13 protein-coding genes are annotated in these 16,230 nt (G+C 38.3%); 5 read left to right on the forward strand and 8 right to left on the reverse strand.

Translation table 11 applies throughout. From position 1 onward, the window contains the following. Both ahpF and CDG56_RS07750 read left to right on the forward strand, forming a co-directional pair. Positions 1-1,158: alkyl hydroperoxide reductase subunit F (gene ahpF, locus CDG56_RS07745; protein ID WP_143225697.1), on the forward strand; the 1,158-nt coding region annotated here is incomplete at its 5' end. Between the two features lie 159 nt (positions 1,159-1,317). After that, complete coding sequence (locus tag CDG56_RS07750) at positions 1,318-1,662, forward strand: hypothetical protein (protein WP_087547500.1); 345 nt, start codon at positions 1,318-1,320, stop codon at positions 1,660-1,662. Between the two features lie 56 nt (positions 1,663-1,718). Here CDG56_RS07750 and CDG56_RS07755 read toward each other — a convergent pair whose 3' ends face one another. Continuing rightward, positions 1,719-2,330 carry a glutathione binding-like protein gene (locus CDG56_RS07755; protein ID WP_087547501.1) on the reverse strand — a complete coding sequence of 204 codons (612 nt, stop codon included), beginning with the start codon at positions 2,328-2,330 and terminating at the stop codon, positions 1,719-1,721. 238 nt (positions 2,331-2,568) lie between these two features. Further along, the gene (locus CDG56_RS07760) at positions 2,569-5,031 is read right to left on the reverse strand and encodes an ExeM/NucH family extracellular endonuclease (RefSeq protein WP_087547502.1); all 2,463 of its coding nucleotides are present in this window, start codon (positions 5,029-5,031) and stop codon (positions 2,569-2,571) included. A 184-nt stretch (positions 5,032-5,215) separates the two neighbouring features. On the opposite strand from CDG56_RS07760, the gene trmB reads away from it, so the two are divergent. After that, complete coding sequence (gene trmB / locus CDG56_RS07765; RefSeq protein ID WP_004662584.1) at positions 5,216-5,932, forward strand: tRNA (guanosine(46)-N7)-methyltransferase TrmB; 717 nt, start codon at positions 5,216-5,218, stop codon at positions 5,930-5,932. A 363-nt stretch (positions 5,933-6,295) separates the two neighbouring features. Further along, complete coding sequence (locus tag CDG56_RS07770) at positions 6,296-6,655, forward strand: hypothetical protein (protein WP_087547503.1); 360 nt, start codon at positions 6,296-6,298, stop codon at positions 6,653-6,655. Between the two features lie 186 nt (positions 6,656-6,841). Here CDG56_RS07770 and CDG56_RS07775 read toward each other — a convergent pair whose 3' ends face one another. From CDG56_RS07775 to CDG56_RS07790, 4 genes are all read right to left on the reverse strand, one after another. Next, positions 6,842-7,624, reverse strand: coding sequence for a Rossmann-like and DUF2520 domain-containing protein (locus CDG56_RS07775; RefSeq protein ID WP_087547504.1), 783 nt, complete (start codon positions 7,622-7,624; stop codon positions 6,842-6,844). Positions 7,625-7,755: 131 nt separating this feature from the next. Beyond that, on the reverse strand, positions 7,756-8,988 hold the full coding sequence (locus CDG56_RS07780; protein ID WP_087537348.1) for a dihydroorotase: 1,233 nt from the start codon (positions 8,986-8,988) through the stop codon (positions 7,756-7,758). 12 nt (positions 8,989-9,000) lie between these two features. Next, positions 9,001-10,017 (reverse strand): aspartate carbamoyltransferase catalytic subunit, encoded by a 1,017-nt coding sequence (locus CDG56_RS07785; RefSeq protein WP_005159617.1) that lies wholly within the window; start codon positions 10,015-10,017, stop codon positions 9,001-9,003. 119 nt (positions 10,018-10,136) lie between these two features. Next, the gene (locus tag CDG56_RS07790; protein WP_005159614.1) at positions 10,137-10,496 is read right to left on the reverse strand and encodes a hypothetical protein; all 360 of its coding nucleotides are present in this window, start codon (positions 10,494-10,496) and stop codon (positions 10,137-10,139) included. Positions 10,497-10,833: 337 nt separating this feature from the next. On the opposite strand from CDG56_RS07790, the gene rlmKL reads away from it, so the two are divergent. Continuing rightward, positions 10,834-13,038, forward strand: a complete 2,205-nt coding sequence (gene rlmKL / locus CDG56_RS07795; protein WP_087545226.1) for a bifunctional 23S rRNA (guanine(2069)-N(7))-methyltransferase RlmK/23S rRNA (guanine(2445)-N(2))-methyltransferase RlmL — start codon at positions 10,834-10,836, stop codon at positions 13,036-13,038. A gap of 16 nt (positions 13,039-13,054) precedes the next feature. Here rlmKL and CDG56_RS07800 read toward each other — a convergent pair whose 3' ends face one another. Beyond that, positions 13,055-13,474, reverse strand: coding sequence for a hypothetical protein (locus tag CDG56_RS07800; RefSeq protein WP_087547505.1), 420 nt, complete (start codon positions 13,472-13,474; stop codon positions 13,055-13,057). A gap of 167 nt (positions 13,475-13,641) precedes the next feature. Next, positions 13,642-16,221: an ATP-dependent chaperone ClpB gene (gene clpB / locus CDG56_RS07805; protein WP_087547506.1), complete on the reverse strand. Its 2,580-nt coding sequence runs from the start codon at positions 16,219-16,221 to the stop codon at positions 13,642-13,644. Between the last annotated feature and the right edge of the window lie 9 nt (positions 16,222-16,230).

Genomic DNA, 16,230 nt, shown 5'->3' on the forward strand with positions numbered 1-16,230 from the left:
GCACTCAACTTGATTGCAATCTATAACCCGAATGCAACGGCGACCATGATTGATGGTGGTTTCTTCCAAGAAGAAGTCGAAGAACGCAAAATCTTAGCTGTACCGATGGTGTTTCAAGACAATGAACATATTGGACAAGGTCGTATGACTTTGGAAGAAATCGTGGCGAAGCTAGATACCAACTCTGCTGAGAAAGATGCCGCAGCACTCAATGCCAAAGATGCTTTTGATGTATTGGTGATTGGTGGTGGTCCTGCAGGTGGTACAGCAGCGATTTATGCAGCACGTAAAGGGATCAAAACAGGTATCGTGGCTGAACGCTTTGGTGGTCAGGTCATGGATACTATGGACATTGAAAACTTCACCACGGTTCAAAAAACTGTAGGTCCAAAGTTTGCTCAAGATATGGAAGCCCATGTACGTGAGTACGGTGTGGATATCATGAATTTACAACGTGTCAGCAAGATCACAGGTGCAGATCAAACCGCGAATGGTCTGGTTGAAGTTGAATTGGAAAATGGGGCTAAGCTTGAATCGAAAACCATTATTCTTTCAACAGGCGCACGTTGGAGAGAAATGAATGTACCGGGTGAAGCGGAATACCGTACCCGTGGTGTTGCGTACTGCCCACACTGTGATGGCCCATTATTCAAAGGCAAACGTGTTGCGGTGATTGGTGGCGGTAACTCAGGTGTAGAAGCAGCGATTGACCTTGCAGGAATTGTTGAGCATGTGACGTTGGTTGAGTTTGATACCAAGCTTCGTGCAGATCAAGTGTTGCAAGACAAATTAAACAGCTTGCCGAATACCACTGTGATCTTAAATGCGCTCAGTACTGAAGTGGTCGGAGATGGTTCACAAGTCACTGCCTTGAAATACAAAGATCGCGCGACTGATGTTGAACATACAGTTGAGCTTGCAGGAATCTTTGTGCAGATTGGTTTATTACCAAACACAGATTTCTTGAAGAACAGTGCGGTTGAACTCAGCAATCGTGGTGAGATTGTGATCAATGATCGTAATGAAACCAATGTCAAAGGTGTATTTGCTGCGGGTGACTGTACCACCGTACCGTACAAGCAAATCATTATTGCCACAGGTGAAGGTGCCAAAGCGTCTCTATCCGCTTTTGATTATATGATCCGCTCTGGTGTTTAAAATAATCTAAAAACATGTACACGCATTTACATTTAAAAAATGTAAGTGCGTGTTTTTACAAGTTATCAACAAATTTTCAACTTTATTATTCATACAATTTATGTTTATATTTTCGCTATCCATACCTATTGGATGCCACAAAGAAAAGGAAACATGAAAATGAATAAATTACTTGTTGCATTAGGTCTCGCTGCTACTGTTGCGCTTGTAGGCTGTAATAAAGATAAAGCGCCTGAAACTGGGGCAACTACTGGCGAACATTTAGAAAACGCTGCTGAACAAGCTGGCGCTGATGTGAAAAATGCTGCTGATTCTGCAGCGAGCAATGTTGCTACTGCGGTAGATACTGCTGCTGATCAAATCGACGCTGCTGCTGATCATACTGCTCATGCAACTGCTGAAGCTGCTGCAAAAACTGAAGCCGCTGCACGTGATGCAACTGCTAAAGTTGCTGGTGCAGTTGAAAACGGCGCTGCTGATGTAAAACAAAAAGCTCAACAATAATCTTTTGATTATAAAAAAAGCCTCTGATCACAGAGGCTTTTTTAATGCAGAGAAAACTAACCGAGTAATCCTTCATCACGCATTGCAATTTGAACCGACTGACGTTCAGCGACTTTATTACGCAAAGCGATAATATGAATATATGGTGTTAAATCGTGTTCAATATGATTTGACCAATTTGTAAGTACAAATAAATACGCATCTGCTGGACCAAAATTATCATCCACTAAATAATCATATTCTGATTCAGCTAAATAATTGTCGATATATTTCAGTAAACGATCTACTTCAGCATACGCTTTGGTTTTTTCATCATCCGTTAAATTACCACTAAAGAAAACTGCATAAGCATCATGCAACTCAGAATTTAAATAACCTAACCATTCAAGGACTTTGGCACGCCCCATGCCCGATGGTGGGATTAAATCCTGTTTAGGATCGTGTTGTGCCAGAAACGGTAAAATTGCAACGTTCTCAGTTAAGATTAAACCAGGATTAATCTCTAAAGCTGGAACATAACCTTTCGGGTTAATTTCATAATAATCTACCCCTTTCGAGGTTTTATGTGTTTTTAGATCAACGCGTTCTAAATCAAAATCTACATTTATTTCATTTAAAATAATATGTGCTGCCAATGAGCAAGCACCAGGTGAGTAATACAACTTCATAATTGATCCTTGTTATCTAACTCTTATGTTCTAAAATGCTTTACCATAATTTGCAAAATGTGTTTCCACAAATTTGTCAAAAAAAGTAAAAAATACTGAATGATCTGACTATTAGTGAAATTACATGATTTTGCAAGTAGTCTTATGTCAACTTTTTATTATCATCGTATATATCCTGCTCAAATAGATCATTTTTTGAGGAGAATAGATTACTTCTATCCTCCTCTTTTTGCATAGATCACACTTTATCTTTTCTCGAGCGCTTGGAAAAACTTGCAAGACCCAAAAGACCTAAGATCGATAACCATCCAAAACTCCCCGATGAAGTATTTGACGGTGAAGGTTTATTCTCGGCATCACTCATATCAAGATCAACAATTACAGGATCATGATCTGAAGAGCGATAAGCATCTTCTGAGAAAAATAATGCTTTTTGTGCATCGGTTTTATATTCTTCGTTGTAATCTAAGACTGTTGGTTCATCTGCATTGATATGCCAAGTAAATGCTTTTTTTACTTTACTATATAAATTTGCATCTGCGATTGCGTGATCTAAATTGCCTGCGCCGCCATAACCTTCCGCATTACTTGATACACCAAACACATAGCTATAAGCCTGCTCACCTTGCCCTACAAATTTGTCATTTAATAGAACTTTGTAATTTGCCTTTTCAAACACCTGAATCGGATCTTCTTTAGCATAACTATTCATATCACCCAAAACTAAGATGTTTGGCTTTTCAACCTGAGTTGGATTTTTTGCCATCCATTGAACGAGTTGTTCAACAGCTTTCACACGTGTTGGGTTCCAACAACCCTGCCCATCTTTTTGATCAGCATCTGTTGTATTCGTATCAACACCTGTACATCCTTTAGATTTCAAGTGATTAGGAATAATCGTGAACATTTGCTTTCCAGAAATCGGTTGGAAAGTTTGCGCAATCGTCGATCTATTCTTATCACCTAAATCAAGTACAACTGGCTTGTTCACAGGTTTTACACGTTTACTGTTATAAATAATGGCAACAGCAATCACATCTGTTCCTAAACGATCCTGATTTTCAGGAACTACATATTTCCAATCAGCGCCTAAAGCTTGGGTTAAATATGCAATTGCACTATTTTTATCATAGCCATTGTTTGCAATTTCCATCAAACCGTATACATCGGCATCAATTGCTTTTAAAGCTTTAATAATTTTCAGATGCTGTTTATCAAATTCAGATTGACTAGATGCTCCACGCTCAGTTGGAAATCCTGTTTTGCCATTGTCATAATTTAAGACATTAAATGCTGCTGCACGTATCAACTGCGTATCTTTAGTGGCGACATTTGGTCTTGATGGTGTTTTAGTGACCAATTCTGGGAGACTACGCCCCTGAATAGGCTGAATGCGCCAACCATTAAAACGGTATTCTAAAATCCCTTCAATGTTCTTAAGTTGATTACCAGAGCGCAAACTATTTGTTGCACTGAAGCTCTGCGGCAACCAAGGCGTTCTGTTTTGATTGTTATAACCATCATCTAAAATAATCTTCGATAATAAGTTTTTCTGTGCTAATGCTTTTGCCTCAGCAGATAAAGGTGGATATAAGTTTGTTGGAATAAATAATCGTTCCTTACTCAGTGACAGCTCACCAAAGCGACCATAGTTATAATTTTCACTAATGGTTAAAGTTTGCGGTAGTTTTACCAACATCCCTTGATAAAGTTGCGGTGAATTTGCAGTTAATTCAGTCAAACTATGAAACGGTAAATCAACACTTTTTGGCTGTACCTGATTTGCCATATTGCTATTACAAGTCAAAATATCTTGCTGTAACTGATCAATCTGTAATTGGTTTTGATACGCAGTCAAACGTCCTCGTAAGATCACTTCATCCCCAACTTGCCCGCCTTTAACAGAGCTACTCGCTGGAATATAAACAAAAATCCCATTACTCACGTTTGGTTTAGCTTTGCTATCAATAGTTTGAATATAAAAACCAGAGAAACCATTTTCATAACGATAATCAGCAGTGATCACACCACGGAGCGTATAGTTTTGCCCTTGAGTTGCTTTATTATTTAAATCTGCAATCGCGGTGTCCTTACTTGAGCAACTGACTATTTCAGTAATAGGAGGTGTTGTTGAGCCTGTTAGATTTGAAAAATCATTCCGATCTTTCCATGCACGCCAAGAATTATCAAGATCAAATATAGTTTTAGGATCAACCTCAGCTACAGGATTTACCGTTTGTAAGCGAGTAAAGCTATTCGCTTTACTAATTGTTGTTGTGCCCCAGCCACCAGAAGCTGGTTGCTCACCCAATCTTCCAAAACGATCTACCACTTTGCCTTTATAAACCAATAAAATGGCATCATCGCCATTAAACGAAAGTGCAGCGACTTGATTGACCTTATCCCCTAACTCAGTTTGTAAAGCAGTATGTCCAACTAAAAAGCGCCCCTTACTCGCAAGGTTTCCGACTAAAGGATAGACAAATGGCTTAGATGTACCACCATTATTAAACTGTTGAATCTCATAATCAGCTAAATTAACGGCTGTTTGATCTGGATTATAAATTTCTAATCCTTTTTTATTATTACTACCATCAATATATTGGCTAAACATCAACTGGGCATGTGCCACAGAAAATACCGAAGAAGCCCCCAATAAGCCTAAACAAATTGCAATCGAATGGAATTTAAAATTTTTCATAAATTTTTACTTAATGTTTAAATCGACATTAGGCTATTCAATCTCTGTGACAAAAACATGAAGATTTTTTTACAAGTTTTTGATCGTTTGGAAAAACAAATGATCAAATAAAATCATTTAAAGATTTGACTTGACCTGATGAACACTTAAAATACGGCATTTCTATATTTATATCTCCAGAATCATGTCAAACGATCAGTTAGAAACGCAAATTACGGAACTCGACAATTTGCCTGAGCACCGTGAAATTGTGACGTTTATGCGTCGTTCAGCTCCGCTTAATACATCACAACGGACTGCTTTAGAAGATTATCGTGATTTAATTTTGGAATACCCCGTTGGTGATTTACGTCAACACTTTGAACATCCTGAACGACCTTTAACTGTTGAAATTGGCTTTGGTATGGGGCGTTCTTTGGTACTCATGGCAAAAGCCAATCCAGAACGTAATTTTGTCGGAATCGAAGTACATGTACCAGGAATTGCACAATGCGTGTATGAAGCTGGTATGGCTGGCTTGAAGAATTTATTTGTACTTGATGCAGATGCGATTCAAGTATTACGTGAAATGCCTGACAACAGCATTAACTGTGTGCAACTGTACTTCCCAGATCCATGGCAGAAGAAGCGCCACTTTAAACGACGCTTTGTGATTCATGAACGTATGCAACTGGTTGAACAGAAGTTAGAGCTTGGAGGTACCTTCCATGCTGCTACTGATTGGGAGCCATACGCAGAATGGATGCTTGATATTTTAGATAATCGTCCAGACATGGAAAATTTAGCAGGTAAAGGTAATAGCTACCCTCGCCCTGAATGGCGTCCAGTAACCAAATTTGAGCGTCGTGGACTTGAATCTGGTCACAAGATCAATGACTTTATTTTTAAAAAAATTAAGTAGTGACTCTTAAAATTTCAAATACCAATAGCATTAAATATTATTTATTTAATGCTATTTATCTCTTATTGGCTTACTCATATTCATTTTTTAAATCTTAAAAGAACAAAAACTGAATGCTCTCTGGTGTCCATAGACGATAAAAACTATATCTCTCAAACCGTTATTATCGAACTGACTTTATAGAATCAAACCTGATCAAACCTAAGTTGTTCTATTTACATGATCTATAAATATTTTTTACTCATATTTAGCTAAAATAAGAAACAGATAATTTTTACATCCCTTTAAGAAGTTATCGTTTCATAAACAATGAGTGCTATTCACTGTAATGATTTAACTCAATGATGAAGATAGGTTGGTTTTATGGAAAAAATACTGCAATGCCCCAAATGTAGTTCTACAGAAATCGAAGTACGTGATCATAACAAATTACTAAAAACAACAGGCGGAGTTCTAATGACAGCGGCGGGAACTACGGCTGGAACAGTGGGTGGAGCTGCAACAGGTGCATCAGTTGGTGCCACGATTGGTACTGTAGCAGGTCCATTAGGCGTCATTGTGGGTGGGACTATTGGAACATTTGTAGGTGCAATTAGTGTCGGAATTACTGGAGGAATCGCGGGTAATATTTTTGGGAAAAAAGCAGGTGTGGCGATCGACAAAAATATTTTCCAAGACTATCTTTGTCTCAAATGTAAACATCGTTTTAAACAGAAAAATTGATTAAGCTTGAGGCACATTTACATTCTTTTTTTAAGCTGATATTTAACAAATGATATCAGCTCAATGTATTTACAGATAATCGCTCGATTTTCTAGAATACAAATACATGATGTTCTAACATCTCTTGATATTAAAAATCATTCAAATTTTGTCCATCACAAATAAAATGAAATGGTTTCCCTATCATTATTTTCCATGTAAATGTCGTTTCATAATACCTTCACTTAAAAGTTTATAAACATCCACAAGATCGCTTCCTGAATTCTTTTCTAATAACTGTTGATGCATTTTTAGAATATTTTCATCACCACGCATTGCAGGACCTGTTTGCATTTCTTTAGGATTATTGATTGTTGCTTTTTGAGCAGTTTCTAAAATCAATGGATAAAGTAAAGAAAAATCAACCTGTTGCTCATCAACAATTTGTTTAGAAAGATCATAACAGTAATTGCTAAAATTACATGCAAAAACAGCAGCCATGTGTAATGTCTGACGTTGTTGAGAACTATATTGATAAACCTTCGAAGTCAGACTATGTGCTAATGAAGCGAGCAACTCCAAGTCATTGTGCCGAACTGCCTCGACAAACATAGGTGTTTCTGCCCAATCAATCGCACGCTCATGACTAAAAGTTTGTAAGGGATAAAATACGCCAGATCTCTCATGTACTGTTGAAAGCACCTCTAAACTGGTACTTCCTGAGGTATGAACAATTAATGCTTGCTGTAAATAATGATTAATTTTCTGAATAACATCAGCTATGGATTGGTCAGATATAGCAATAATAACGAGATCAGTATTGGGATTTAATTGATCAAAATGATTAATCCCAGTAGCTTCCACTAACGATGCTAAACGATTTGCTTTTTCTAAATCACGACTAAAAACTTGTACAATCTGGTGATCAGGATGTAATACTTTTGCTAAATGATAAGCAACGCGTCCTGCACCAATAAATGTAATTCTCATTTTTATTCGACCTATATACAAGCAAAGCTATCCATTATTAAATTATTTACGGAAAATTTCTAATAATGAATTAAATCACTAAAAAGTTAAGCAGAATAAGTCACAAAACCTATTCTGCTCAGAAACAAAGTTTAGATGAATGTCTGTACCGCTTTACCTTTCAAGGTCTGGCCTAGCAAAGGTGTATTTTTACCTTGAGATAAAATTGTCTCTTTTGATACTACCCATTCTAGTTCTGGATCAACCAACACCCAACCTGCTTCTTGTTGCCAACGTTCAGTCATATTTGCAACCTGCGCTGGAATTGAAGTCACTTTTTCAACCCATTCTAATGGTTCAAACAGACTTTCTTGAATCAGTTGTACACCCAAAGCTACATAAGTATCAAAAGCCGTTATTCCTGGTTGTGTTTCTGCAAAAGGCGCCATTTTTGCTGAGCTACTTAATGGTTCATGATGAGTACAAATTGCATCTATCACGCCTTCTTTCACACCTTGACGTAACAAAGCTTTATCTTGCTCAGAACGTAATGGTGGGCGAACATGCGCAAGTGAGTTAAAACCATCAGTGAGTTGTTCAGTCAAATGTAATTGGTGCATCGCAACATCCGCAGTGACTGGCAAACCTTTAGCTTTAGCTGCGCGAATCAAATCAACTGACGCACCACAAGACAATAAACCAAAATGTGCTTTCACGCCTGTTGCTTCAATCATCAAAAGGTATTTAGCAATTGCAACTGTTTCCGCGATCGCTGGAATCATTGGTAAGCCTTGACGAGAAGCGATAAAACCTTCGTGCGCGCAACCATCTTTTGCAAGCTGTGGCTCTTCGGCATAGAAGACAACGGTCAAATCCAAACCAGCAGCATACTCAAGAGTACGAATCACAACATCATCATTTTCAAATGCTGCATTGGCATTAGAAACAGCAGTACAACCACCTTTCTTTAAACCTGCCATATTAGCCGGCTGCTTCCCATTCAAACCTTGAGTTTGTGCACCAATAATATGTAGATAAATACCACCATCTAATTGTGCCTTTTCAATCAGACCATGAATAAGTGCGCCATTATCTTGTACGATAGGTTTTGAGTCTGGTGGAGTAATGACATGTAAAATACCATTTGCACGCGCAGCTTTACCTTCTGACTTTAATGTCCCATGTTGTTGTTGCCCTGGCTCACGTAAGCGTGCGCACAAGTCAACCATGGTTGGCATTAACCATTTACCTTGACCGTTAATCGTTTCATCAATTTGATCTGCGCTATCAACGAATTTACCATTCTTAATATAAACCGTTTGAACTTGATCAGTTTTTTGAATTGGATCGAGCACACGGACATTTTCAATTTTTACAATACTCATGTGATCTATCCTTTAAAGTGCAATCGCTTCAATTAAACCTTGTTCTTGTAACTGCCCTTGCATCGCAAGTGCCAGTACCGCCATTCGTACTGCAATACCGTTGGTTACTTGTTTCAAAATAACCGATTGATCTCCATCCGCAATACTTGAATCAATTTCAACACCACGGTTCATTGGACCAGGATGCATAACGATGCAATCAGGTTTAGCGAGCGCCAAGCGTTCTTTATTAAGTCCATACATTTTGTAAAATTCAGATTGTGAAGATAATGCAGGTGAATCAATACGCTCATTTTGAATTCGTAATGCAATAATCACATCACAGTCTGTTACGCCTGCATCCATTTTATTAAACAGGCGTACATTTTCGCCATATTCATTAAAACCAACCGGTAACAGCGTATTTGGTGCAATCACGCGAATATCTTTGCAACCTAGTGTTTGTAAAGCAGCCACATTGGAACGTGCTACACGCGAATGTTTAATATCACCAATAATCGCCACAGTTAAATCTTCAAATGGCTTCTTGGTTTCACGGCGAATGGTCAGCATATCTAGCATCGCTTGCGTTGGATGCGCATGACGACCATCACCTGCATTGATAATTGCCACTTTAGGACAAACATCTTTAGCAATAAAATGTGCTGCCCCAGAAGATGAATGACGAACTACGAAAATATCCGCAGCCATCGCTTCCAAATTCCAAAGCGTATCACGTAAGGTTTCACCTTTAGAGGTACTTGAACGTGCAATATCGATATTCAGAACATTTGCAGACAAACGTTTTGCAGCTGCCTCAAATGTAGTGCGAGTTCGAGTAGAGTTTTCAAAAAAAAGATTCATTACCGTCAGCCCTTCTAACAACGGACGGTTAATCAAATTATTATTGTCGTCTAAAAAACTTTGTGCGGTATCTAAAATCTTGGTCAGGCTTTCTTTAGAAAGACCTTCAATGGTTAAGAAGTGCTTTAAATTTCCTTGTTGATTCAATTGAACCTGACTTGGTTGATGCAGGGCTGCAATATGCATAAAAGATTCCTATAGGTCGAATCACCAAAACTTGCATAGTGTAGCCCAATTTCTCTACTTTCGCAGAACAACTTTTCACCATTATGTTGCATTAAATGAGAGAGTTGCAACAGATTCGGCTAGCGGAGCGCACCAATATAGTGATGCGATACTTGTGCCCGATAGATTTCCTCTTCAGTGACTTCGGCAAAGTAAAGTTCTTCATCATTTGTTTGCTTTGGTTCTGCTACAAATAATGTTGATTCAGACTCAGGATATAAATCAAGCAAATGACTTAAACGCTCAACATAATGCGCTAATTCGGCATCGCGCGTTTCCAGTGCAATTTGCATAATATATCTAGCATAAGCTTGGTCATGCACCAAATACATCACATCAATCACACGACTACAGACTCGTCTTAAACGCACATACATTTGAGTTGCAACAGAAAAAGCTTCGGCATTTAGTACAAGTTCATGGTTCGTATTTGCTTTCATAAAGTCCTCACATCGTTGGGAGAAGTATTTCTTGATAATCCAGCTTTAGAAAGCAAAATATGTACCAACCATTCAAAACAAATAAAAATTATTTTATGACATGGTGAACTTATCTGATAAGTAAAAAACATATGCTGAAAATTTAAAGCAAAGACGTGATTCAATCTAAATAAGTAATACCGTATTACTAATCCAAAGAGTTTCACAATATGCCTTAGACCACAAATTAGAATTAATCTATGGAACATAATAAGGCTAAACATCAAAAGAAAAACCGTATTTCTCTTCCAAAATCAGTTAAAATAGTCGATTGCTAAAAATGTTTTTGGAAATTTGAATGAACGCTAAACCACGTCTAACAGACTATTGGGTGACCTGTGCTGACGGGCTTGAAACCTTATTACAACAAGAACTTGAGAATTTAGGCATTCAAAATATCCAACGTTTTGCTGGGCGTTTAATATTTAAAGGCACACTTGAGAATGCCTATCGCGTTTGTATGTGGTCTCGTTTAGCCTCTCGTGTGTTGTTACCAATACATACCCATGAACTTGAATTCACACATGACGCGCGTGATGTTGCAGAAGAACTCTACGAGGGTGCGATTAGCTTTGATTGGTCTCTTGTTTTTGCACCACAAAGTACCTTTGCTGTTCGCCTACATGTAGAACGCGAAATTAAAGTCAATACACAGTTTGCTACACTACGAGTTAAAGATGGTGTTGTTGATTCATTTATGGAGGCGGTTGGCAAACGCCCAAGTATTGATATTAAACAACCCGAAATTACACTTTATGTATTGGCTGGCAAAACTGAGCATACTTACTGCCTAGATTTATCAGGTGATTCTCTGCATAAGCGTGGCTATCGCCGTTTTATGACGGATGCACCGATCAAAGAAAACCTTGCAGCAGCAATCTTACAAAAAGCACAATTACAACAACTACAACCTGATCTAATTCTTGACCCAATGTGTGGTTCAGGCACATTCATTATTGAAGCCCTCATGATTTTAACGGATCGTGCACCAGGTTTAATCAGACGTTTTGGTTTTAATGGTTGGCATGGGCATGATCGTGAATTGTGGTTATCACTGAAAGCAGAAGCAGCAGAACGTCATGCAAAGGCTTTAGAGCAACCTCTACCCAAGTTTTATGCCTACGATGCGGATTGGGAAGCGGTTAAAGCCACTCGCCAAAACATCATTGCAGCAGGTTTTGAAAAAATACTCGACCAAATTCAAATTGAAGAACGGACTTTAGCAGATTGGGATGATTTCCATGCTGAAGGTAAAAAAGCCTTTGTTGTCACCAACCCTCCTTATGGGGAACGTTTAGGTGATAAGGCCTCTAGTCGATCATTCTATTTAGGTTTATCAGGATTATTACAGAAGAATTTTCCAAATCAGCCTGTTGCCGTGATTGCAGCACAAATTGAACAAGCAGATGTACTGGCTATCACCGAACCTCAAACTTTACGTTTGATGAATGGTAAATTACCAATCTACGTGCGTTTTGGTACCATCAAGCCAGCAACCGTCACCCAACCTTTTTTGGCAACATGGCAACCTCAGCAATTTGAAAAAATTGAAGGTGCAGAAGACTTTACCAATCGTTTGCAAAAAAATATGCAAGCCTTAAAAAAATGGGCTGTGAAAGAAAATATTTTTTGCTTACGTTTGTATGATGCCGATCTACCTGATTTTAACATTGCCGTCGATTTATATGGAGATCGTTTGCATGTTCAGGAATACGCACCACCCAAAACAATTGATCCTGAAAAAGCCAAAAAACGTTTTAATTTGGGTTTAGCTGCCATTCGTGCAGTGACTGGCTTAAATCGTGACGCAATTTTTATCAAAACCCGTGCAAAGCAAACGGGAACCAATCAATATGAGAAACAAAGCACTGCGTCTAAACGTTTTATTGTGCAGGAAGGCAAAGCTAAAATTCTCGTCAATTTAACAGACTATTTAGATACTGGTTTATTCTTAGATCATCGTCAAATTCGTCTAAGAATTGCCAAAGAAGCACGTGGCAAACACTTTCTTAATCTTTATAGCTATACCTCAACTGCTAGCTTACATGCAGCACTTGGCGGTGCAGCAAGTACTACGAGTGTCGACCTATCAAATACTTATTTGAATTGGTCAAAAGAAAATTTTGTATTGAATGGTTTAACGGTGGATCATGCTGATGAACAACATATGTTCTTTTCGAGTGATTGCTTTGAATGGTTAAAAGAAGGTCATGAACAATATGATCTCATCTTCATTGATCCTCCAACTTTCTCTAACTCAAAAAAGTTTTATGGTACATTTGATGTACAGCGTGATCATGTTTCCCTGCTTAAACGTGCAATGAATCGTTTAACCAGTGATGGTACTTTGTACTTCTCAAATAACTATCGTGGGTTTGAGTTAGATGAAGAAATCGAAGCAATCTATCATGTCGAAGAAATTACTTCTGAAACGATAGGCTTAGACTTTAAACGTAATCAAAAAATTCATCGTGCTTGGAAAATCCAACATAATCAAATTTAAGGAATGATTTTTCTCATTATTTAAATGTGAATTTGGTTCTTTTTACATTAGGAGAATCAAACTCATAAATCATGAAGTTATCTGGAGCCTCATCATGGGGCTTCATACTTGCTTTCTTCTTTTCCCGCACATCCATTACAGACGTTTTCTTTTGTTCTTCATAAGGTGATAAAGCACCTTCAGCAAGCATACTGATCCTTATTTCACGCAAATTACGGTCACTCAATATGCGTTGAGAACGCCAACGTTCTTCCTCTGGCTTCATCGCATCTCGTTGAGCTTTTTCGATAATATTAGGCAGCGCCTTGGTCAACATACCTGTTTGTAAGGCTAAAGTTCCCTCTGTCATCGGTTGCACAGCCCAACCTACTATTGGAAATGCTGTTATGAACATAATTACACCAATATAAGTGTAATAATGTTGCTTATTCTCCATTTTAATTCATCCTGAATTTTTTTCTTATTTATTCCGAAACTACCAAGCTTTTCATAAAATCGCAATGTCATTGGTAATATTCCTTAAGAAATCAGATAAATTGCACTGATATAAAAAAAGATGGTGATTTTCATCACCATCTTTTTAGCCAATCATTCAAATTAGATTTAGCTAAGTTTCATTTTATCAAACACAAGCTGCCCACTATCGCCTTTAATCAGAATATTATCTCCGGGCTGGAATTCACCAGATAAAATTTTCTGAGCCAAGTTATTTTCAACTTGTTGCTGTATTGCACGTTTTAGTGGTCGTGCACCATAGATTGGATCAAAACCAGCATCAATCAATAGATCAAATGCACTATCATCGACAGTTAAAGCCATATCTCGTTCGCTCAGACGTGAACGTAAACGATCCAATTGAATATCCGCGATACCACGAATTTGAGCTTTTTTCAACGAATGGAAAATGACTAATTCATCAATACGGTTAATGAACTCTGGACGGAAATGCTGAGTTACAGCGCTCATGACCACTGTTCGAACTTCCTCATCAGTTGCACCTTCACCTAATTCACGTACATCTTGTGAGCCTAAATTAGATGTCATCACAATGACCGTATTTTTAAAATCGATAACACGACCTTGAGAGTCAGTTAAGCGACCATCATCCAATACCTGTAACAGGATATTGAATACATCTGGATGCGCTTTTTCCACTTCGTCAAATAACACCACACTATATGGCTTACGACGAACAGCTTCTGTTAAAACCCCGCCTTCTTCATAACCCACATATCCCGGAGGAGCACCCACTAAACGGCTGACAGAATGCTTTTCCATAAATTCAGACATGTCGATACGAATCATTGCATCATCACTATCAAACAAGAAATTTGCTAATGCTTTAGTTAACTCAGTTTTACCCACACCTGTCGGTCCAAGGAATAAGAATGATCCACTCGGACGATTCGGATCAGATAAACCTGCACGTGAACGGCGGACTGCATTGGAAACTGCAACCACAGCTTCATGTTGCCCGACTACACGATTATGTAAAAAGTCTTCCATATTCAGTAGTTTTTCACGTTCACCTTGTAGCATTTTCGCCACAGGAATGCCTGTTGCCGCACTCACTACTTCAGCAATTTCATTTTCAGTCACTTTGGTACGAATTAGCTTCGGTTCTTCATTTTCCTCTGCGACTTCCGCTTGTTCCAAGCGTTTTTGCAACTCAGGAATCACGCCATATTGTAAGCGTGCTGCTTCAGCCAAATCACCTTCACGTTTTGCTTTTTCTAAAGCAACACGTGCTTGATCCAATTCAACCTGAGCTTTCTTATCACCTTCAACGAGTGTCTTCTCGGCTTTCCAAATTTCCTCTAGATCATTATATTCTTTTTGCTTTTCAGCAATTTGCTGTTCAAGATGATTCACTTCAGCTTTACTGCCAGCATCTGCATCTTTCTTCACTGCTTCTAATTGCATTTTCAATTGGATTAAACGGCGATCAAGTTTATCTAAAGCTTCGGGTTTAGAATCGATCTCCATTTTGATACGTGAAGCAGCTTCATCAATTAAATCAATGGCTTTATCAGGCAATTGACGATCCGTGATATAACGATGCGACATTTTTGCAGCTGCAATAATTGCTGAGTCTAAAATTTGCACGCCATGATGCGTTGCATATTTTTCTTTTAGACCACGTAAAATCGCAATGGTATCTTCCACACTTGGTTCATCAACGAGTACTTTTTGGAAACGACGCTCTAGGGCAGCATCTTTCTCAATATATTGACGATATTCATCTAAAGTTGTTGCTCCAACACAACGCAACTCACCACGTGCTAAAGCAGGTTTAAGCATATTACCTGCATCCATTGCACCATCGCCTTTTCCTGCACCTACAAGCGTGTGTAATTCATCAATAAATAGAATGACTTCACCTTCTTGTTTTGCAAGATCATTCAGAACGGCTTTCAAACGTTCCTCGAACTCACCGCGATATTTAGCACCTGCAAGCAACGAACCTAGATCCAAAGACAATACCCGTTTACTTTTTAGACTTTCAGGAACTTCTCCATTAATAATTCGTTGCGCTAGACCTTCAACAATCGCAGTTTTACCCACGCCAGGTTCACCAATCAAGACTGGGTTATTTTTAGTTCGGCGTGATAAAACCTGTATCGTGCGACGTATTTCATCATCACGACCAATAACTGGATCAAGCTTACCAGCCAAAGCACGTTCTGTTAAATCAATGGTATATTTATTCAATGAATCGCGTTGATCTTCATGATTATTGCTCATGACTTTGTCATTTCCTCGAATATTTTCAATTACTTTGCGTAAACTATCTGGTGTTACCCCAACGCTGTTTAATATCGTTTTGGTTTCACCCGTTTCCGCTAAACTTAATAACACCCAATCTGTTGATAAGAATTCATCACCTGCTTTTTGCGCATAACGATCAGCTAAATTTAAGATCTTTACCGCTTCAGGATTAAGATTAATATCTCCAGTTGGATTTGATAAAGTCGGTGCATTTCTTATTGCTTGTTCTAACTTTTGTTTTAACTCTGGCAAGCGTGCACCTGATTGCTGCAACAAACTTAAATTGGCAGGCTCTTCTAGTAAAGTCGATAAAATATGAATACCCGCAATAGAAGTATGATCTTTACCCATTGCCAATGATTGTGCATCTGAAAGAGCTTGCTGTAGACGGTTCGTAAATTTTTCAAAGCGCATTCTTGTTAT

Origin of the sequence: Acinetobacter sp. WCHA39 (assembly GCF_002165385.1) — a bacterium.
Classification (GTDB): domain Bacteria; phylum Pseudomonadota; class Gammaproteobacteria; order Pseudomonadales; family Moraxellaceae; genus Acinetobacter.

Coding starts and splice junctions, on each gene's coding strand:
- CDG56_RS07755 (WP_087547501.1), bottom strand. CDS start 2,330: ATGAAGTTGTATTACTCACCTGGTGCTTGCTCATTGGCAGCACATATT.
- CDG56_RS07770 (WP_087547503.1), top strand. CDS start 6,296: ATGGAAAAAATACTGCAATGCCCCAAATGTAGTTCTACAGAAATCGAA.
- CDG56_RS07790 (WP_005159614.1), bottom strand. CDS start 10,496: ATGAAAGCAAATACGAACCATGAACTTGTACTAAATGCCGAAGCTTTT.
- trmB (WP_004662584.1), top strand. CDS start 5,216: ATGTCAAACGATCAGTTAGAAACGCAAATTACGGAACTCGACAATTTG.
- clpB (WP_087547506.1), bottom strand. CDS start 16,221: ATGCGCTTTGAAAAATTTACGAACCGTCTACAGCAAGCTCTTTCAGAT.
- CDG56_RS07785 (WP_005159617.1), bottom strand. CDS start 10,017: ATGCATATTGCAGCCCTGCATCAACCAAGTCAGGTTCAATTGAATCAA.
- rlmKL (WP_087545226.1), top strand. CDS start 10,834: ATGAACGCTAAACCACGTCTAACAGACTATTGGGTGACCTGTGCTGAC.
- CDG56_RS07800 (WP_087547505.1), bottom strand. CDS start 13,474: ATGGAGAATAAGCAACATTATTACACTTATATTGGTGTAATTATGTTC.
- CDG56_RS07775 (WP_087547504.1), bottom strand. CDS start 7,624: ATGAGAATTACATTTATTGGTGCAGGACGCGTTGCTTATCATTTAGCA.
- CDG56_RS07780 (WP_087537348.1), bottom strand. CDS start 8,988: ATGAGTATTGTAAAAATTGAAAATGTCCGTGTGCTCGATCCAATTCAA.
- CDG56_RS07760 (WP_087547502.1), bottom strand. CDS start 5,031: ATGAAAAATTTTAAATTCCATTCGATTGCAATTTGTTTAGGCTTATTG.
- CDG56_RS07750 (WP_087547500.1), top strand. CDS start 1,318: ATGAATAAATTACTTGTTGCATTAGGTCTCGCTGCTACTGTTGCGCTT.